The following is a 19,336-nucleotide window of genomic DNA, read 5'->3' on the forward strand; positions in this document are numbered from 1 at the left end:
GGAATGGAACAGATGATGTGGGACAAGCTTGGCCGTGGGCTGATGCTGGCGGGGGTGATGCTGGGGCTGGCCGGCGCCGCGCCGCCGCCGGCCGCGGACCTCAGCGTCAACCTGGCCGGCCTGCGCAGCGGCAAAGGGGTGGTGCGGGTGTGCCTGACCCAATCGTCCGCGCGCTTCATGGAGTGCAAGGAGACTGGTGCGGCGACACTGAATGTGCCGGCCGCCAAGGCCGCTCAGCTGTCCCTGGCCAAGCTCCGCCCGGGGAACTACGCGCTGCTGGTGATCCATGACGAGAATGGCAACGGCAAGCTCGACATGACGCTGGGCATTCCCCGGGAAGGGTTCGGCTTTTCCAACAACCCGGCGATCCACATGCGCCCGCCGCGGCTCAACGAAGTACGCTTCAACCTCGCGCCGGGCGCGAGCGCGCAGACGGTGCGGATGCGCTACGTGCTCTGATCGTTGCGGGCTTCGGCCTCGTTGAGTTCGGCGTCGAGGTTGGCGGCGCGCTCCTCGATCGCGTTGGCGGTGTCGCTGTAGCGTTCGTCGAAGCTCGGCTCCTCCCGGCACGCGCCGAGCAGCAGGATGAGGGGCAGGACGGCGCGCATCAGTAGGTCTTGCGGTAGCGCACGTTGACGTTGCTGGTGCCCGACCCGCCGACCTGGCTGAGCACCGACAAGACGCGGCTAAGGGTAATCTCCAGCTGGGTGGCGGTGAAGCCGCGGGCGTCGGTGACCACCTCCAGGTAGATGTTGTCGCCGATGTACTTGCCAGCGGCCAGCGCGGCGCCGCGGCCTTGCGTGTCGTCGGGCCCAAGCACGCGCAGCCGGTCGAAGCCGGTGGCCGCGCGGAGCTTGCCGAGCGGGTTGAGCCCGCCGCCGGTGCCGCGCAGCGTGTTCAGGGACGCAGCCAGCTGCACCGCCTGGATCGCCGACAGGTTGCCGACCGAGCTGCCGAACAGGATCCGCGATACGATCTCGTCCTGCGGCAAGCCAGGCGAGCTGGAAAAGGTGATTCGCGGATCGAGCGCGGCACCTGTGACGTTGACCGACACTTCCACGTCCTCGATCGTCTCTGTGGCGCTGAGGGCGACGATAGCGTCAGTGGTCGGACCCCCGTTGAACCGGATGCGCCCTTCCTGCAGGTCGAACGATCGGCCGGCGAAGCCAAGCGTGCCGCGGACCAGGTCGACGGTGCCGGCGACCCGTGGATTCTGGCTGGTGCCGGACACGGCGAGGTTGGCGCGCCACTCGGACTCCAGGCCCATGCCGGTCACGTACAGCTCGCCCGGAGCCACGATGTTGAGGTCGAGCGTGACATCCCCGAAGCCCGAGTCGGTGGGTGGGGGTGCGTCGCCGGTCACCCGCGCGGGCCCCCGCGGCGGTTTGAAGCGCACGCCGGTCAGCACCGGCACCTCGGCCGAACCCTGGCGAATGATCCGGTAGCGGGTGGCGGGCAGGCGCACGGTCCCGCTCAGCACCGGCGACTGGTTGGCTGCCTTGACCAACCGGACTTGGCCGGTGGCGGTGGCGCGCAGGGCCTCGCTGTCCGCCAGCCGGGCGTTGTTGAGCGCGAGTTCGAACTGGGCCGGATAGCCGCTGGCCGCGGCCAAGCTGACGAAGCCGTTGCCGGTCACCGTGCCGCCCCCCGCTCGGGCGTTCAGCTGGTCGATCTGCAACCGCTCACCGGTGAAGCGGCCGGCCAGGGTCATGTCGGTCAGCCGGGTGCCGTAAGTGGCGTTGCTGTAGGTCAGGCCGCGGCCCCGGATAATCCCTGCCAGCTGCGGGCGCGACACCCGGCCGCTGAAGTCGGCGGCGACGCCCAACGGGCCGGCCAGGCTCTGGTCGGCCAGGCCAGCAAGCGAGAACAGCGCGTCGGCCGGACCGATGTAGCGGATGCCACCGCGGATCGGAGCGCCCGACAGCCGCTCGGTCCAGCTACCCGCGCCGGGGCCGAGCGGAAGGACCGCCGCTTGGACCCGGCCCACAACCGTGCCGCGAGTGCGCATCACTGCGCGGAGGTCGCCGCCACCGGGCTGGAGCTGGCCGACCAGGTTGACGTCGAGCGGGCGGCTGACCGAGGCGGCGGTGGTGCGGGTGAAGCCGCGGATGGCGAGCCGCGTATCGATTAGGGGCAGCGCCTGCCCAGTTTGGGCGAAGTCGATGCTGCCGGTCGCCGTGCCGTCGAGGCCAAGGCCGGGGACGAGGGCGTTGAGCAGCTCCATGTCGAGGCTGTCGATGCGGCTCTGCAGGCGAAGCTGGCCGCTGCCGTAGGTGCCCGCCAGGCGCACGTTGCCACGGTCGAAGGTCAGGCGGGTGGGGAGGAGCTCGTAGCTGCCGCCCCGCGGGACGATCCGCGCGGGCGAGGCGGTCTGGATGTCAACGCCGCTGAGCCGGCCGCGCAGCGCGGCCCGCCACAGGTCGGGCGTGAGTTCGCTGTTCACCGCGAACCGGAAGGGCACGCCCGAAGTGCCTTCCGCGATCAAGCGGGCGAAGCCGCTGCCGCCCTGGTAGTTGACCTGGGCACGGAGCGCGTTGAGGTCGGTGGTCCCAAGCCGCGCCTGGGCCAGCTGCACGTCGGCGACGACCTCCGGCCGGTCGTAGAGGACCACCCGGGCGTCGACGATCGCGCTGCCCACCGCGACGTTGACGGGCGGGGGCAGGACCGTGTTGCTGGCGCGCAGGTTGACGACGGCCGACTGGAAGCGGCCGACGCTGCCGAGGCGGACCAGGCCCGCGAGGCCCTGGCCGCTGGCGGTCAGCTGGCCGAGGTAGGGGCCGGCGGGCGACTGGCGGATGCGGCCGCGGAAGTTGATCCCGGCAAGCGTTGCGCGGCGAACGTCGAAGGTCAGGGGACCGCCGCCAGCCAGGACCGCGACGTCCGCGGTGAAGCGGCCGTATTGGCTGTTGCCGCTGGCCACCACGTCGTAGGCATTCCCGCGGCTGCGGATCTGTGCGCGCAAGCCCGCGATGCCAAGGCCGAAGCCTGGGCGGGTGGCGGTGACGGTCGCCTGCGGGCTGGAGGCGGTGCCGCCGACCTGCACCGCGACCGGGCCGTACTGGCGCGAAACGCCGCTGGCCCGAAGGTCGATGCGACCGTCGGGCGAGTAGCTGCCGCGCCCGTCGGTTACCCTTAGCTGCGGTGCCGTCAGGCGGAGGCGCGAGAAGCGGATCACGCCGTCCTGACCGTAGGCGACATCGCTGGAGGCGATCAGGTTGCCGCCCAGGAACTCGCGCACCCCCTCGTTGAACAGCCGGGTGGATTGAGCGCGGACCCGGCCGACCAGGCCGAAGCCGCCGTTGGCCAGTGTCTTGACGTCGGCCTGCGTGTCGATGTTGAATACGCCGACGCTATTCACGCGGTAGTTGTTGACGCGGCCGTCGACCGCGCCGGTGTAGAGGCCGCGGGCGACGTCGGCGAGCACGATCAGCCTGGCGTCGATCCGGTCGGAACGTAGGCGGAGGTTGTCCGACACGATCCGCGGCCAATCCACCGCGAGATCGCCGTCCAGCCGGACGTCCCTGATGGTCCCGCCTGCCGCGACGTCGAGCCCGGTGATCGCCCGCGCCCGGGCGGTGACTGGCACGGTGATGTGATCGCGGTCGAAGCGGGCGACGCCGCGGGCATCGAGGCCCTGCACGCCTGTATCGTTGAAGGCGAGGGTAGTGGCGGTCAAGCGGTAGTCGACGGTCGGGCGGCGCAGTTCGCCGTCGAGGGTGACCAGCGCGCGGAGGTCGCGGCCGGCGAGGTTGGGGGCGAGCGCGCCGGGCTTCAGCAGGGCGAAGTTGAGCCGGAGGTCGTCGAAGCGATTGCGGCCGAGATCGGCGACGCCGTTGCCGACCAGGGTGAAGGCGTCGCTGCTGAGCCGGGCATTGAGGTCGGCGCGGCGGTTTTCCCAGGTGGATTGGAGCGCGATGTTGGTAATCGGCCCAAGCAGCGCGGCCGTGGGTCCTTCGACCAGCCGCGCCACCCGCGTGGGCCCGCGCACTCCAAAGGTGCCGTTGCGGGCGCTGAGCTGCAGCCGGGCGAAGGCGCTGTTGTTCAGGTCGGCCAGCAGCCGTCCGTCCCAGCGCTGCCAGACCCCGCTTCCGTTCACCTGCAGACGGAGCGGCGCGGTCAGCCCCGTCAGCCGTGCTACCACCCCGTTCCGCGGTGCGTTCAGGAACAGGTTGAGGCCGAGCCGGTTCGCCTCGGGCACGGCGTCCAGGGTCAGGGCGACGCGGTCGCCGCCGGGCCGGCCTTCGCCGCCGATCGCCGCCGCCTGCAGCGCTACCTGCGCCCTCCGGTCGGCGATGCGGGCCCGGCCGTCGATGGAAGCGACCCGCCGCTCGCCGGTGACCGGCCGCTCGAGGATCAACCGGTCGACCTTCAGCCGGCCGACCGTGATGTCGAGGTCGGGCAGCAGCGGGGCGTCGCTAGGCGGCGTCGCGCGGAACTCGGGCAAGCGCGCCAGGGCGGCGGTGGGCGCGTGGAGGCTGCGGATGTCGAGGTGGTTGTCGAGATAGTCGAACGGCCGCCAATCGAGCCGGACCAACGGCGCGGATAGGAACACGCCCTTTGGATCGGACAGGGTCAGGCCGCGGACGGTCATGTCGCCGTAGAGCGAGCCGTCGATCCGCCCGACCCCGATCTTCATCCCGTTGGCGAACTCGAGAGCCTCGACCCGATCAACGACGAACCGCCGTCCGGGGTCGGTATCGATGCCCACCACCAGCAACCCGGCCAGCACCAAAAGGCCGAGCAGCAGTCCGCCGATCCACTTGGCAATCGTCGCCGGCCAGTTACGGCGCTGGCGAACCATCACCGTTTCTTGCCCCGGCACTTCGCCGGGCTGGGCGACGGCCTCGCTCACCTAGAAAGCCTGGCCGATCGAGACGTAGACGTTGAAGCGACTCTCGCCCTTCGCGCGGCCGAGTGGGGTGGCGATGTCGACGCGCAGCGGGCCGAAGTTGGTGTAGTAGCGCCCGCCCACGCCGATCCCCAGCCGCATGTTGCGAAAGTTCGGCACCCGCTCCTCATAGACCTGGCCCGCATCGACGAAGCCGACCACGCCGAAATCGCCGAAGCGGTAGCGGACTTCGGCCGCGGCCTCCGTCAGGCTCAACCCGCCGAGCGGCCGGTCGTCCGGGTCCTTGGGCCCGAGCTGCTGATAGCCATAGCCACGTACGGAGCCGCCGCCGCCTGCGTAGAAGCGGCGGGAGGGCGCCAGCTCGAACCGGTCGATGCCCAGAGTGGTGCCGACGCGGGTGCGGCCGGCGACCACGAAGCTGTCGCCCACCGGATAGTAGGCGCTCGCGTCGAACTGGCTGCGGAAGTAGGGCCGGAAGCCGTCGCTGAGCGCGCCCTCGGGCTGGGCCAGGATGGCGGCGCGGAACCCGCGGGTGGGATTGAGCAGGCTGTCCGTCCGGTCGAATCCGACCTGGCCGATCAGGCTGGCAATGCCGAAGCGCCGCTTGTCGCGCTCGCCCAATGCGAAGTTGTAGTCCTCCTCGACCGTGCCGAGGATCTCCGCGCCGACCGCCCAGGTGAAGGTCTTCCGCCAAATGGGCGTGCTGTCGTAGCTCAGCCGCGTGTAAAGGCGGCCGGTCAGCGCATCGAACGCTTCGTAGCGGCTGCGCAGCGCCTCCAGCCCGACCTGAAAGGTGCGGTCGCGCTTGCCGGCATTGGAGCGGCGAAAGGCGAGGCTGGCGCCCTGCTGGCGGCTGCCGAGCACGGCAGTAGCGATCAGTGCCCCCTCGGGCGGAAACAGGTTGCGGTGGGTCCAGCTGCCTTCGACGCGGAAGCCTTCCCCGGTGCCGTAGCCGGCGCTGGCGGCCAGCGTCCGCGGCGGCGCGGCGTCCTGGGTGACCAGCATGGTGACCTCTTCCGTGCCGTCGGCCAGGACCCGCCCGGTGCGTTCTGGGACGGCGGATACGGTGGAGAACAGCCCGGTGGCGACCAGCGCCTGGCGCAGATCGTCAACGTCGCGGCTGTCGTACAGCTCGCCCCGGTCGAAGCGGGCGAGGGTGGCGACATGGTCCACGCCGAACGCCTGCTCGCCGGTGGTTCGGAACCCGCCGAACCGCGCCCGAGGTCCCAATGTGATCGGCAGCGTGTAGTCGCCAAGGTGCGTTTCCTGGTCGAGCAGCACGTCCCGCTGGCCGACCTCCGCAAACGGGTAGCCCTGCTGCGGCAGGACCAGCGCGACATTGGCCTCCGCACCCTGGATGCGCTGCGCGACGATCGGCTCGCCGACCTCCAGCGCGAGATTCTCGTTGATCAGCGCCGGCGGTACGGTCGACCCGGCCTGCACGGCGATGCTGCCGAGGCGGTAGCGCTCGCCCGGCACGACCAGCAGCACCGCGGTGACCGGCTGGCCGTCCGCCGCGTCCGACCGGTCGATCCGCGTCTCGATCCGCGCGTCGTACCAGCCTTCGGAATGGAGGATCCGCTCGATGAGCTTGCTGTCCTCCGTCAGCCGGGCGGACAGCATCGCCTCGTTGGCCGCCTCCCCATCGCCTTCGCGAAGCGCGGACAAGGAGCGGAACTGGGCGTTGAGGTCCGTCTCCGTTGCCGCGTCAGCCGCCTGCAGCCCTTCGACCCTGGTAGCATAGCGCAGCTCCACCGGACCCTCGCCCGGGTCGGGCTCGGCTAGCTCCACCTCCCGGACATCGAATTGGTTCAAGGGCGGCAGGGGCTGGCCCAGCTCGGGGTCGGTACTTGGCGTTGCCGCGCCCGGCTGTCCCGCGATCAGGCGCCGCTCGAACTCCTCCACGCTCTCGAGTGGGCCTTGGAGGGCAGGGTCGTCGGGCCCGAGCGGCGGAACTTCCGTGGCGATTTCCTGGTCCGTAATGACCGGCGGCACTTGAGGCAGGTCGGCACTGTCAGGGGCGGGCGGCACCACCGCCGGCGCCGTTCCCGTTTGCTGCGCCCACGCCGGTCCGGCGGGCGCCAGCGCCAGCGCGCTGCCTAGCATCAGGGCGGATAACCGCCGCCAAGGTCGCCGGACGAAGTACGGGTCGGAAACGAACATCGGCAAGCCAACCCACTTCACGCCAACAATCCAGCCGTGCCCAACCATTAGGTTCCAGCCGCTTGTGGCGCAGCCGAAGACGTTTGTCACCCGCTTCCCGCGACAGCCGAACTGGTCCAAGCCAGCGGTGGCGGACCGGACCGGGGCCTCGAAACGTTGGAGAACATCGTCTAGTAACACGTTGAACGCGCGCACTACGCGGACCGGAGCTTTGTTACCCTTGATGCACCATGAAGCTTCCACCCGCGGAAATTGCCGTGAGTCTGAAGAGTTGCCGGCCAGTAGCACGGACGAGGCTCCCTGTGCGTCACCGATGCCCGCGACCGAAGAGCCTGGCTCTTTCTTCCACGCGCTGGACGAGCATCCGACGTCCGAGCTAGTGGTCGTCGATTTCGACGAGACATTGTGGCTGCGCAACTCGACCGAGGAGTTCCTGAACAGCGTTCGGCCGCGCTTCCTGGCGGCGATCGTCCTGCAGGTGCTCGGCATGATCAAGCCGTGGCGCTTGTTTCAGCGCGGCAGCCCGAACCATTATCGCGACTGGATCCGCGTGCTGGCGGTGATGATCGTCGCGCCATGGTCGCTATGGCTATGGCGCCGCAATGCGGCCGAGCTCGGCCCGCGCTACGTCAACCGGCCGCTGCTGGATGCAATCGAGCGGCGGCAGGGCTGGTACTTGCTGGTCAGCTTCGGTTTTCGGGAGATCGTTGAACCGCTGCTCGGCGCCATCGACCCGCGCCTGCAGCTGCGCGAGAGCGGCAGCTTTCGCAGCGGGGCCGCCTTGCGCAAGGAGGGCAAAGCGAGCGCCCTTCGCCGGCACGTCGGGCCCGAGCCGCTGGCCCGGGCATTGGTGATCACCGATAGCGACGCCGACCGCGACCTGCTGCAAGCAAGCGCCAAGCCGTTTCTCGTCCAGTGGCCGGAGGCGCACTACGAGCAGGCCGGCCTCAAGCCATTGATGCCGTTCGTTTACCTGCAGCGCGTCAAACGGCCGGACGAGAATTATCTACGCAACGCCATCTTGGGGCACGACCTTCCCGTTCTTCTGCTCGCCTACGCCCTGGTGAGTTCGCAGCCGGTCACGACCAGCCTCGCGCTCCTGCTGTTCGTGCTGAGCTTCTTTACCGCTTACGAGACCGGTTATCACGAAAACGACCGGCTCGGCCTCCTGCTCGAGCGCAAACCGAAGGTGTCAGCGAACTACCACCTGCTCGGCAAGAATTTCAGCCCTGCTTTCGCCTGGACGAGCGCGATCCTGCTCGCCGGGGTCGCCAGCCTGCTGTCCTGGCACCAGGCGACCTGGGTTCCCACGGCCGTGGGAACCGGGTTCATCGGCTTCCTGGACGTGTGGATCGCTTTTGTCGTTTTCCTGGTCGGGATGCGGCTGCTGTTCCGCTGGCAGAACGTGATTGAGCCGCAGGGCCGGATCGTGCCGATGCTCGGCCTGCAGGTTGGCAGGGTACTCGGGTACGCGGTGATCTTCCCGACCACCGTCATCGGCGTCTTGTTCTGCGTCGCGCATGGCCTGTCGCGCTGGATCCCGTACGTGATCTATCGCTTCGGCGGCACTCGGCGCGAGGTACCCAATCACCTGAATTGCCTGATGCTGCTGCTGCTGCTCGCGGGGGGAGTGGCGATCGGCGCCGGCACCGAATTCCTGCTGACCTGGCAAGCCGGCCTGATCTTCGCCTATGCCGGGCTGCGGGCTGCGAAGGATCTGCTGTCGTTCGCTCCGCGCTTGGTGCCGCTGCGGCCCATTGCGGACTTGCCGCCGGATCATTGTGGAGCGCCGCTGAACTCGGCTGAATGAAGCGCCGTAGCGCTCGAGCGGCCTGGATCAGTTGACCAGAGTATCGGGGTAGGCTGCGGGGTTCAGGACGCGCATGGCCACTTCAGACCAAGTGGGGAAGCTGCGGGGTTCGATCTTCCCCACCAGCGCTAGGGCCTTCCCGACCGCCGCCCGGATCGACTGGGGATTGCCCGGCTCATAGCCCACCCGGGCCGTGGAATCGCCAACGGCGAAATGCGGACAAACGGCAGGCAGGCCGAAATATTCGAACTGCGCCAGCTTGAGGCTCGAGTCCGCAAGATACTCCCCGCCGGGGGCCGCGCGATAGGGCGCAATGCCGATCGCGGCATGCTTCACGAACGGAAGCGTGTCGGCATAGGGCATCTCGGCATGTACGTGGAGGTTCGGCGGACCCTGGAGCTCCGTGCCTGAGCCGATCACGTCGAACCGAACATCCGGAAAGGCTGGAGCCGAGGCAGCGAAGAAATGCTCGTCGAACAGCATGGAGCCGAGCGAAACCGCCGCCCGGTCGCCATTGTGATAAGGGCTCGGGCCAATGTTCGCGAACTCTTCCGGGTTGATCCCGAAGCCAACCCGATGGAGCGGACCGGACACGAAGTTGAAGTATTCGGCCATCGCCCGCGCTCGCACCACGAAATGGTCGACCAGATGTTGATCATCGATCATCCTCTGGCGGACAAAAGGGTGAGAACCCACCACGTCAGGCCGGTCGGTGCAGTAGCAGATGATCTTGGCGCCTGGATTGAGGCGGCGAAGCCGGCGGAGGTAGATCGCGGGCAGGCCGGCCTCGATAATGAGGTAGTCGGCATGGGCGACGAGGTCATCGAAGATCGTACTTGAAAGCTCGGCGTAAGTGGGAAACAGGGTGCCGAGAATGGCATCCCCCAGGCGATTGCCTGAATGGAACGGATGCAGGCTTGTGCGCCACAAGAAGCAGCGGATTCCGTCGACCACCTCTACCTGGTTGGACTTGTCCCATAGGAACAGGCGTGAATCGGTGCCGCGACGGCGCGACAACCAGCTGAAGCGGGTCGCAATGAACGAGACGTCGTAGCCGGACTTCGCCAAGGCCTGCGCAATCTGGTGGATGCTGGCGCGCTTGGCAGTGCGGTAGTCGTGATAGCCCGAGATCAGGACGACGCGCTTCCCGTCCGCTTCCGGGCCTGCTCGGCTACTCATCGCAGGACGCCCTGGCACGAGGACTGAGCCGCCACCAAGCAGGGTCACCGGCAAGCAACTCTGGCACCACGATCAAACTCTTCGGCAACCCCAGCGACCTTTCACTGATGCGCGAACTTCGGAGCGGTTCATCGCGGCAGTCTGCTCTGCCTGCAAGCTCATTCTGCCGATCATGACCTGCTTCGAGACACTCCGACCTGCAAATTGCCTGGCATGTGCCATTGTCGATCAGTCCGACTGCTCGTCACCATAACGGTGGTTGGCATGGCCGCGAGCGGCGCCTAATCCGCCCGCTTGATGAGCATGGTCGGGGGCAGCAGCGGGATCATCGGGGAGCGGGCGCCGATCTTCTGGGCAGCCTGCGCGGCGATCAGCGTCGGGGTGGTCCTGCACCTGCCGATGCTGGTCGAAGCCCATCGCATGGGCAATCACCTTGCCGGCATGGGCGCCGATCCGGTGATGCTCATCGGCATGGCGCTGATCCTCGTAGGCATTCCTGCGGCGGTCTACGGCGCATTGCCCAGGCGGCGGGCTCTCCACGGCTCCGTGGCCGGAACGACTTTCGAAGCGGCCGACGACACCTCACTGGGCCGGTGGCACGCGGCGGTGCTCGGCGTTTTAACCCTGGGACTGGTGATCGACGTGATGAAGCCCGCGACCTTGGGCTTCGTGCTGCCTGGGCTTTCGCAAGAATATGGCATCGATCGTTCCACGGCGGCACTTCTGCCGCTCTCGGCCCTGACCGGAACCACCGTCGGCTCGTTCGTCTGGGGCTGGTTGGCGGATGCCTACGGACGGCGGGTCTCCATTCTGCTGTCGACGATCCTGTTCGTCTCGACCTCCATCTGCGGCGCAATGCCCAGTTTCGAGCTGAACCTCCTGATGTGTTTCCTGATGGGCGCCTCCGCGGGCGGGATGCTGCCGGTGGTGTACACGCTGCTGGCCGAAGTCATGCCGCCGCGGCATCGCAGCTGGGTGCTGGTGCTGGTCGGCGGAACGGGACTGGTGGGCGGCTACCTGGCGGCCAGCGCCACGGCCCACGCGTTCGAACCCGCCTACGGCTGGCGCGCGCTGTGGCTGCAGGGCTTTCCGACCGGGCTGCTGCTGCTCGCCCTAGCGCCCTTGATCCCGGAATCGCCGCGCTTTCTGGCGGAACGTGGCCGCGATGAGGAGGTTCGGCGCATGCAGTACCGCTTCGGAATCGTCCAACGGAACGATGAGCTCAAGTCGGACCGCCCCGCCGCCGTGGTCCGGCAAGGCCGGCTCACGGCCGCGCTGGTGATTGCTGCCCTGTCCTGGAGCTTCGTCAACTTCGGTCTGCTGCTCTGGCTCCCCAGCGAGTTGCAGGAGCGCGGCTACAGCTCCGAACTGGCGAGCGGGATCATCGCGAGTTCCGCGCTGGTCGCGCTGCCGACCATCACCTTGGCGGCCTGGCTCTACAGCCGGTGGAGCAGCAAGTGGACGCTGGTCGGGACAGCGCTGCTGACCCTGGTCGGTCTGATAGGAGCGCTGCTTCCCGCGTCGGTGCTCGGGTGGCCGCCGCTGCTGGTGACAGTGATCGCCTTGCTGATCATCGGCACCAATGGGATGATCGCAGTGCTGCTCCCCTATGCGGCGGAAAACTACCCCCTCGGCAGCCGCGGCCGCGCGACCGGGCTGATCGCCGGCAGCAGCAAGTTCGGCGGGGTCGCCATGCAAGCGATCGCGCTGGTCGGCTTCATTCCCTCCCTGGGCCAGGCGGCGCTGGCGCTCACCGCACCCATGGCGCTTTCCGCGCTGCTGGTCGCGGTGGCCGGACGGGAGACCCGCGGGCGGAGCTTGAGGGAGCTGGAAGCCGCTGCAAGCGGATGAGGCGCCCACACTGCGGTTGCCGGGCATGGTTCACGACCTCCACGAGGCGGACAGGACCGGCATCCTCGGCTCCGCCAGGCGCAGAACAAGGTGCGGGCACGGTTCGAGCAGGTCGCGGGCGCGGCGGGCCGAAGAACTGCGCGCTACACGGCCGGCAAGGCGCTTGAACGCCTGTCGGCAATCTAGGCACGTTCGACCCGCCACCACTCAGGCTGGTGACCGCCTAGGGCTGCAGCGCATCTGGCCTGGGCAGTTTGGAAGCTTTCCAAGCGCAGCAACTCCGGTTGCTATAGAACGGAATCGGGCAGTGGCAAGGAAGCTGCCTCTCACCAGCGCGGTGGTGGTCCGCGATGTACGCGTGTGCAGCGCAAGACTTCGATATAAAGGTTAACCAAGTTGAGGAACTAAGAGTTCAGCGGTTCCAGGATAGCGATGGTTCCTCGATCATCGCGTTTGGAACTATCCATGCCCCAATGCTCCCTCCCACTTGAGGCCGCTGATTGCCGATCGCTGGCACGGGAGTTTCACGGGCGACCCGAAGAAGCCTTCTTGCTGCGGGTTGCAACCGAATTCGATCGGCTAGCGCTTCAGCAAAGCTTGCCTGGTGGCTATCACGACAGTGATCTTGATTATTTCGGCAATCGGGCCAGCCACGAGATTACTGCAGCAGTCCTAGCCGAACATCCAAACGCTCGGTTGGCGCACTTGACGATGGCTCAACGCTACGATGGCTTATGCCATGCTCTTCGTACGCACCGGTAAGACCGACCATTAACCTACGAATATACTGACGCGAGATCGCCGCCATAGCTGATCAGGAGTGCGGGATTATTCGTCTACTTCCGGTTGCGGCAGCCGCCGTCTGGCCAGCCCCGCCAACCGGGTCCCTTGACGAACCGGCCCGGCGTTGCTCCCGTCGGCTGCCCGGCCTTGAGTACCTGAACGCCGTTGACGAAGACGTCGCGAACGCCGGTCGCATATCGCATCGGTTGCTCAAAGGTGGCGTGATCGGTGATCGTCGCAGGATCGAACAGCACAACATCGGCGGCCATGCCGGGAGCAAGGCTGCCTCGATCGCGCAGGCCGAGGTTCGCGGCGGGAAGGGCGCTCAGCCGGCGGATGGCTTCGGGCAGCGGCATGGTCCTGCCGTCGCGCACATATCGCCCGAGGAGGCGGGCGAAGTTGCCGTAGGCGCGCGGGTGCGTGCTCGACTTCAAGAACACGCCTTCCGGCGCCGCCGCTTCGGCGTCCGAGCCGAAGCTCATCCACGGGATCGCGGTTTGCCGGCGGACATTCTCCTCGTTCATCAGAAAGTAGATCGCGCCCGCCCGGCCCTGATCCGCCAGCGTGAGATCGATGACCAGCTGCTCGGGGCTGACTCCGCGCTGCTTGGCGACGTCAGCGATCGTCTTGCCGATGAGCGGCTTGAGCGACGGCTCCGTCAGGTTGGAGAGCAGGATGCCGCCGGCTCCCGCATGAAAGTAGAGGTTCTCCCAGTTCTTTCCCGGCCTGCCCATCTCGCGCTTGACCCGTGCGACCACCGCCGGGTCCTTGAGGCGCTTGAGCATGGCTTCGGTGCCGCCATCCTGCACCCACGGGGGCATCGATGCCGCTACCCCCGTGCCGCCGGCGGTGTAGGTGTACATGTCCGCCGTGATCCGCAGCCCGGACGCGCGGGCCGCCTCGACCTTGGCGATGACCTGGTCGAGCTTGTTCCAGTTGGCGCGCCCGACCTGCTTGAGATGGTAGATCTCCGCCGGTGCGCCCGAGCGGCGCGAAATCTCGATCAGCTCGTCGATGCTTTCCAGCAGGCGGTCGCCTTCGGACCGCATGTGGCTGATGTACATGCCGCCGCACTTGCCGGCTTCGCTGACCAGCGCGACGAGCTCGTCGGTCTCGGCGAAGGCCGCGGGCGGGTAGATCAGCGAACTCCCGACCCCAAGGGCGCCTTCCTCCATGGCTTGGCGGACCAGGCCGCGCATGCGGTCGAGCTGCGCCGGAGTGGGGTCCACGTCCGCCTCGCCAAGCTCATGCTGGCGCACGGTGGTTGCACCAACGAACGATGCGACGTTGAGCGCCGTGCCCTTGCGCTCGAGAAAGCTGAGGTAGTCGCCCAGCGTGGTCCATTCAATAGGGTATTTGATGTCGCCCTGGCGTTCGACCGCGAGCTTCTTCATCGCGGGGTTGAGCGGGCCCATCGACCAGCCTTCGCCCATGACCTCCAGCGTAACGCCTTGGCGCAGTTCGCTTTGCCCGAGCGGGTCGACGAGCAGGGACTCGGTGGACCAACTGAGCATGTTGATGAAGCCGGGCGCGACCGCGAGACCGCTGGCGTCGACCACCGTTCTGGCGGTCGCCGCCCGCGCCGGGCCGGCGTAAACGATGCGGTCGCCGCGAATGCCGACTTCGCCCAGGTAGGGCGCCCTACCGCTGCCGTCGTAGATCGTGCCGCCGCGGATCAGCACGTCGTAGGCCGCTGCCTGCTGGCTGCCGCTCGCAGGTGCCGCGAGCTGCGCCGGGGAGGACGGCCCCGTCGCGCAGCCGCCCGCCATGGCGACAAGCGAAACTGCCACAAGAAACTTGGCCGTCATTGCGCCTCCTTGGCCGACGCTGCGACCGGTGCGAAATCAAGGTCCTGGTAGTCGAAGCTGAAGTCGGCCAGCGGCGATACCGGCTTCATCCGGATGCGATCGACCTTGCCGTCGGCATCGATAGAGAAGGTGACATACGCCGGCTCGATCCAGCGCAGCGCCGGGCGCGTTCTGAAGGTGTCGTACTGGTGGTGCACCAGCACGCTGTCCATGCCGCGCGAATGGGGGAACTGGATCGCCAAGGCCCTGCCCGAGCGGCGCACCTTGATGGTTCCGTACCACGGGTCGGCATAGTCGCCGACATAGCGGTCGAGGGACAGCGACGGCCCGACCCGCGCCGGCTTGGCCTGCGCCGCGGTGACCAGCTTGGCGGCCTCGGCCAGCCTCGACTGCCGGAACGCGTGGTATTTCCCCGGCCAATTGCCCTGGGGCAGGCCGAGATAGTGGTCGAGCAGCTCATACATCAGGCCGCGCACGATCTGGCCTTCCTCGCTGTTCACCGCGATGGAAAAGCCGACGTTCTTCTCCGGGATCAGCGCCACCGCGGTGAGCGATCCGAACACCGCGCCGCCGTGCCACACGATCTTGGTGCCGCGGTAATCCTCCACGTCCCAGCCGAGCGCGTAAGCGGAGAAGTCGGGCTGCAGCACCGCGAACTCGGGCGGGCGCTGGTCGATCGGCTGCAGGGTGACGGGCGTCCACATCTCCTTGGCCTGTTCGGCCGAGTACAGACGCCGGTCGCTGCCCGGGATCTGGCCCTGCGCCAGCTGCGTCAGCAGCCAGCGGGTCATGTCGTTGGCGCTGATCGCCAGCCCGCCGGCAGGGGCCGCATTGCCGGCCAAGGCGGCTTCGGGCCCATAAGGCTGCTGGCGCCCCATGCCGTGGATCGGTCCATCGTAGCGCCCATGCGGACGGGCGCGGTCGGCGGTCGCCTGGAACTCGGCGGCGGACTCGGTCGAACGGTTCATGCCCAGCGGCGTGAACACCTGGGCCTGCATGAACTGCTCCCAGGTCTGGCCGCTGACCTCCTCGACCAGCTGGCCGGCGACCATGTAGAGGATATTGTCGTACGCATAACCGCTGCGGAAGCTGGTCGCCGGCTTGATGAAGCGCACGCGGCGAACCGTTTCCTTGCGCGACAGGTTGCTGTTGGGAACGAATAGCAGGTCGCCCGCACCAAGCCCCAGCCCGCTGCGATGGACAAGCAGGTCGCGCACCGTCATCTCGCGCGTGACCCACGGGTCCCACATGCGGAAATCGGGCATGTGGTCGATGACCTTGTCGTCCCACTTGAGCTTGCCCTGGTCGACCAAAATGGCGAGCGCAGCCACCGTGAAGGCCTTGCCGGTCGAGCCGGTGCCGAAGATGGTATCGGGGCCGACCGGATCGGGCTTGCCGATCTCCCGCACGCCCCAGCCCTTGGCCAGCGTCGCCCGGCCATTCTCGACGATGGCGATCGACACTCCGGGCGCGCCGTAGCTGGTGCGCAGGCGCTCGACCCGTTGTTCGAACCCGGCCGGCGGCGCGGCCAGCGCGGGGGCGGCCACTGCGATCGCTGCCGCGAATGCGAGTGCCAGTCTCATGCAATCTGCTCCTGCTGCGGATCGGAACGGGTGAGCCGCCAGACGCCAAGGGTGAGGACGGGGATGACGTAAACCGCGATGAGGACATAGGCGAGGGCGCGGTAGCCGGTGGCGATCAGGGCCACGAGCCCAAAGCGGTCGGCGACGAACATGCAGCCGACCAGCAGCGCCAGTGCGATGCCGAGCCGGGCGCGGTTGCTGAGCACCACTCCGCGGCTGCTCAGCAGCGCCTTGGCGATGCGCTCGTTGATCGCGTGCACCGAACTCGCGCCGCTCTCGAGCAGGGCGGAGAAGATCATCAGCTGGAACAGCAGGTGGAACAGCGGCATGTCCAATTGCTGCAGCAGGAAGTCGGACGGCAGGGTCGCGCCGGCGATCGCCGGATAGAAGCCGACCATGGCGATGAAGAACAGCAGTGCGGGCAGGGTCGCCAGCGGTCCGGCGATCAGTCCGGCGATCACCGCGTCGCGGCTGCTGGTCAGGTGGCGGATGACCGGCAGGATCACCGCCGCGCCGATGAGGTTGTAGCCGGCGTAGACGGTTCCGCCGGCTAGCCAGCCGGTCGCCGGCCCGCCACGCTCGAACCCCGCGGCGATCCGGTCGCCGAAGCTGGTAAAGGCGAGCAGGACGAACAGCGCGTACACCGCATAGAGCAGGTAGGAGACGTAGGCGAACATGCGCTCGACCGAGGTGTTGCCGAAGGTCACCACCGCGACGATTGCAGCCGCCAGTGCTGCCGTGCCGAGAAAGGGTGGAACGCCGAGCAGGGCCGCCCCGATCGCTCCGGCCGCGGCTCCGTAGACGGCCAGGATCAGGATGATGAACAGGACGTAGGCGCCTTCGAACAGCACCCATCCGGGTCCGAGCAGATGCTTGAAGAAGGTCACATAGTCCCAGGCCTGCACCTTGCGCGCGAACAGAAAGGTGACGATGCACACCAGGCTGAAGATGGCGGTGGCGACCAGGATCGCGGCGACCCCGCCCCACGGCCCGCTCGGCAGGAAGAACTCGGCGAGTTCCCGGCCAGTCGCGTAGCCGCCGCCGATGACCACCGCCTTGAAGGCGAGGCCGGGAAGCCAGAAGCGCTGGAAACGGGTGGGTGGAGTGGTTCCCGCTTCCTGCATCATATCAGGCCGCGCAGGCGTCGAGCAGTTGCTCGAACGCGGGTCCGCCTCGCAGCGGATCGGCGACGGGCAGGGCGAGGCGCCTGGCTTGGGACGTGATGAGGACGTCGGCCTGGTCTTCGCTCAGGTGCGCGGTGTTGAGGCTGACACCGGCGCAGCGGATCGCGGGATTGGTCAGCCGGCCCATCGCTACCGTCGTGGTGATGACCTCGTCGATGCTGGGGACAGGGTAGTCCGGGTAGCCGAGCACATGCGCACGGCCGGGCTGGTGGCAGACCACGAACAGGTCGGGCTGGCTGCCGTGAAGGAGGCCCAGTGTCACCGCCGCGTAAGCAGGATGGAACAGCGAGCCCTGGCCTTCGATCACGTCGAGGTGGGCCGGCGCGGCATCGGGACTGAGCAGCTCGGCCGCCCCCGACACGAAGTCGACCACCACCGCATCGATCGGAATGCCTCCGCCCGCGATCATGATGCCGGTCTGCCCGGTCGCGCGGAACGTCGCGTCCTGTCCGCGCGCGACCAAGCCGCGAGCGATTGCCAGCGCCGTGTATTTCTTGCCCAGCGCGCAATCCGTTCCGACGGTCAGCAGCCGCCGACCGGACCGCTTGCGGCCCGTCGCGACCGGGATGTTCGGCGGCGGCACGCGTACGTCGACGAGCCGGCGCCCAAGCTGCTGCGCGGCGATGACCAGCGGCGGCAGGTCGGCCAGCCGTGCGTGCATCCCGGAGACCAAGTCGAGCCCGGCCTCCAGCGCTTCGAGCAGAACGGGGAGCCAGTTTTCCGGGATGAGGCCACCCGGGGTGGCCACCCCGATCAATAGCGCGCGGGCGCCGGCATCGTAGGCGGCGGCCGGTGACATCGCCGGCAGCCCGGTGGTGACGGATGCGCCCGGCAGCGCAAGCTCGCCGACGCAGCGCTCAGGCGCCCAGTCGCGCAGTCCGAACGCCGTCTTGGCATAGCCGTCACTTACCGTATCGCCTAGAAACAGGAGGAACGGCCCAGGGAGCGCAAGCAGGCCTGCACCCGCGCTCCCGTCGTCCGGATCCATGGTGGTCGGACGGTTAAGCATCGAACGCCCTAGAACTCGGTGCCGACGGTGAAGCCGATCGTTCGTGGCTGGGTCAGCGCCGCCCGGATCGCGTCGTTCGGGAGCGGATTGCCGCCGGTCAGTTCGTCGGTGAATGTGCTCAGCGAGTTGACGCCCTTGCTGTTCGTTACGTTGCGCACGAACGCGTCGACCGTGAAGCGGCCAAGCTCCGCCCCCGCACGCAGGTCCAGGGTCGCGTAGCGCGGGATCCGACGTTGCGGGCTGAACTCGAACTGGAACTCACCGGTGTCCGGGTCGACGCCGACGATCTCGCCCGCGACGAAGTTGTCGCGTTGTCGTCCGACGAACCGCACGCTGGCGCCGACGTAAGTCGTCGTGCCGGCCAGCTGCCACTCGTAGTCTCCGTTGACGCCGAAGCTGACCTTGGGCGTGTAGGGCAGGTCGTCGTTGTCGAAGCCGCCGACCAGCGGCGGCGTGTCCTCCGTCAGATGCGCGTCGATCAGCGCTCCGTTGAGCGACAGGCGCATGCCCGTCATCGGCCGCAAGGTGAGCGTGCCTTCGATGCCGTTGCTCACCGCGCTGCCGCCGTTGGCGTTCAGGCCGAAATTGTCGATCACCGTGAACAGCTGAATGTCCTTCCACTTGAGGTGGTAGACGGACAGGTCGAACGACAGGCGTCGCCCGATGTCGCTCTTGATCCCCGCTTCGTAGCTGATGATCGTGTCAGCGTCGTACGAGCGAGGCACGTCCGCAGGGGCCGTGGCCGGAAGGATGTTAGGACCTCCGGGCCGGTAGCCCTTCGCCACCCGGGCATAGACCGCCGTCTGGTCGTTGATATCGAAGCGCGGCGACAATGAGTAGGTGAAGACGTTCTCCTTGGATCGCCCGAACTCGGGCGGGCTCTCGCCGCCGGCCAATACGCCGCCGGACTCCTGGCTGGTACGTTGTTTGATCTCGCTAAGCCGCGCGCCTGCCGTGATATCGAACCGCTCGGTGAGATGCAGGGTGCCATTGGCGAAGCCCGCGATCTCGCGGTAGCGCGACTTCAGCAGCGCCGTCCCCAGGCGGCTCAGCGTCGGGTCGTCGAATATGTCGCCGGTGGCAAGAGAAACGCCCGGGATGAACTGGTCGATCTTAC

The 19,336-nt window shown here is 67.8% G+C and carries 12 protein-coding genes; 3 read left to right on the top strand and 9 right to left on the bottom strand.

The features are described from left to right. Nucleotides 1-3: 3 nt before the first annotated feature. Nucleotides 4-459, top strand: coding sequence for a DUF2141 domain-containing protein (locus tag QZX62_RS07810; RefSeq protein WP_294173451.1), 456 nt, complete (start codon nt 4-6; stop codon nt 457-459). On the opposite strand, the gene QZX62_RS07815 is transcribed toward QZX62_RS07810, so the two are convergent. Genes QZX62_RS07815 through QZX62_RS07825 form a run of 3 tightly spaced genes read right to left on the bottom strand, consistent with a single transcriptional unit; the run spans nt 447 to nt 7,033 of the window. Beyond that, a complete protein-coding gene (locus QZX62_RS07815; protein ID WP_294173453.1) occupies nt 447-608 on the bottom strand; it encodes a hypothetical protein in 162 nt (53 codons plus the stop codon). The two genes, QZX62_RS07810 and QZX62_RS07815, sit on opposite strands and share 13 nt — an antisense overlap. Then, complete coding sequence (locus QZX62_RS07820) at nt 608-4,852, bottom strand: translocation/assembly module TamB domain-containing protein (RefSeq protein WP_294173454.1); 4,245 nt, start codon at nt 4,850-4,852, stop codon at nt 608-610. Before QZX62_RS07820 ends, QZX62_RS07815 begins: the two co-directional genes overlap by 1 nt. After that, a complete protein-coding gene (locus tag QZX62_RS07825) occupies nt 4,853-7,033 on the bottom strand; it encodes a BamA/TamA family outer membrane protein (RefSeq protein WP_294173455.1) in 2,181 nt (726 codons plus the stop codon). A 292-nt stretch (nt 7,034-7,325) separates the two neighbouring features. Here QZX62_RS07825 and QZX62_RS07830 point away from each other — a divergent pair, with 292 nt between their 5' ends. Continuing rightward, a complete protein-coding gene (locus QZX62_RS07830) occupies nt 7,326-8,822 on the top strand; it encodes an HAD family hydrolase (RefSeq protein WP_294173456.1) in 1,497 nt (498 codons plus the stop codon). Between the two features lie 27 nt (nt 8,823-8,849). Here QZX62_RS07830 and QZX62_RS07835 read toward each other — a convergent pair whose 3' ends face one another. After that, nucleotides 8,850-10,001 carry a hypothetical protein gene (locus QZX62_RS07835; RefSeq protein ID WP_294173457.1) on the bottom strand — a complete coding sequence of 384 codons (1,152 nt, stop codon included), beginning with the start codon at nt 9,999-10,001 and terminating at the stop codon, nt 8,850-8,852. Between the two features lie 297 nt (nt 10,002-10,298). On the opposite strand from QZX62_RS07835, the gene QZX62_RS07840 reads away from it, so the two are divergent. Next, a complete protein-coding gene (locus QZX62_RS07840; RefSeq protein ID WP_294173460.1) occupies nt 10,299-11,852 on the top strand; it encodes an MFS transporter in 1,554 nt (517 codons plus the stop codon). 836 nt (nt 11,853-12,688) lie between these two features. Here the strand turns inward: QZX62_RS07840 and QZX62_RS07845 are convergent. The 5 genes from QZX62_RS07845 to QZX62_RS07865 all read right to left on the bottom strand — a co-directional run. After that, a complete protein-coding gene (locus tag QZX62_RS07845; protein WP_294173462.1) occupies nt 12,689-14,443 on the bottom strand; it encodes an amidohydrolase family protein in 1,755 nt (584 codons plus the stop codon). After that, entirely contained in the window at nt 14,440-16,026 is a 1,587-nt protein-coding gene (locus QZX62_RS07850; RefSeq protein ID WP_294173464.1) for a serine hydrolase, read from the bottom strand. Before QZX62_RS07850 ends, QZX62_RS07845 begins: the two co-directional genes overlap by 4 nt. Further along, complete coding sequence (locus tag QZX62_RS07855; protein ID WP_294173466.1) at nt 16,023-17,153, bottom strand: hypothetical protein; 1,131 nt, start codon at nt 17,151-17,153, stop codon at nt 16,023-16,025. The genes QZX62_RS07850 and QZX62_RS07855 overlap by 4 nt, the downstream gene beginning before the upstream one ends. Nucleotide 17,154: 1 nt before the next feature. Next, nucleotides 17,155-18,219, bottom strand: coding sequence for a DUF1611 domain-containing protein (locus QZX62_RS07860; RefSeq protein WP_294173468.1), 1,065 nt, complete (start codon nt 18,217-18,219; stop codon nt 17,155-17,157). Nucleotides 18,220-18,227: 8 nt separating this feature from the next. Then, nucleotides 18,228-19,336: TonB-dependent receptor (locus tag QZX62_RS07865; RefSeq protein ID WP_294173470.1), on the bottom strand; the 1,109-nt coding region annotated here is incomplete at its 5' end.

Origin of the sequence: uncultured Sphingomonas sp. (assembly GCF_902806265.1) — a bacterium.
GTDB lineage: Bacteria > Pseudomonadota > Alphaproteobacteria > Sphingomonadales > Sphingomonadaceae > Sphingomicrobium.

Excerpts from the sequence above, each read along its gene's own strand:
- QZX62_RS07860 (WP_294173468.1), bottom strand. The coding sequence starts at position 18,219 with ATGCTTAACCGTCCGACCACCATGGATCCGGACGACGGGAGCGCGGGT.
- QZX62_RS07815 (WP_294173453.1), bottom strand. The coding sequence starts at position 608 with ATGCGCGCCGTCCTGCCCCTCATCCTGCTGCTCGGCGCGTGCCGGGAG.
- QZX62_RS07810 (WP_294173451.1), top strand. The coding sequence starts at position 4 with ATGGAACAGATGATGTGGGACAAGCTTGGCCGTGGGCTGATGCTGGCG.
- QZX62_RS07835 (WP_294173457.1), bottom strand. The coding sequence starts at position 10,001 with ATGAGTAGCCGAGCAGGCCCGGAAGCGGACGGGAAGCGCGTCGTCCTG.
- QZX62_RS07830 (WP_294173456.1), top strand. The coding sequence starts at position 7,326 with ATGCCCGCGACCGAAGAGCCTGGCTCTTTCTTCCACGCGCTGGACGAG.
- QZX62_RS07855 (WP_294173466.1), bottom strand. The coding sequence starts at position 17,153 with ATGATGCAGGAAGCGGGAACCACTCCACCCACCCGTTTCCAGCGCTTC.
- QZX62_RS07840 (WP_294173460.1), top strand. The coding sequence starts at position 10,299 with ATGAGCATGGTCGGGGGCAGCAGCGGGATCATCGGGGAGCGGGCGCCG.
- QZX62_RS07845 (WP_294173462.1), bottom strand. The coding sequence starts at position 14,443 with ATGACGGCCAAGTTTCTTGTGGCAGTTTCGCTTGTCGCCATGGCGGGC.
- QZX62_RS07850 (WP_294173464.1), bottom strand. The coding sequence starts at position 16,026 with ATGAGACTGGCACTCGCATTCGCGGCAGCGATCGCAGTGGCCGCCCCC.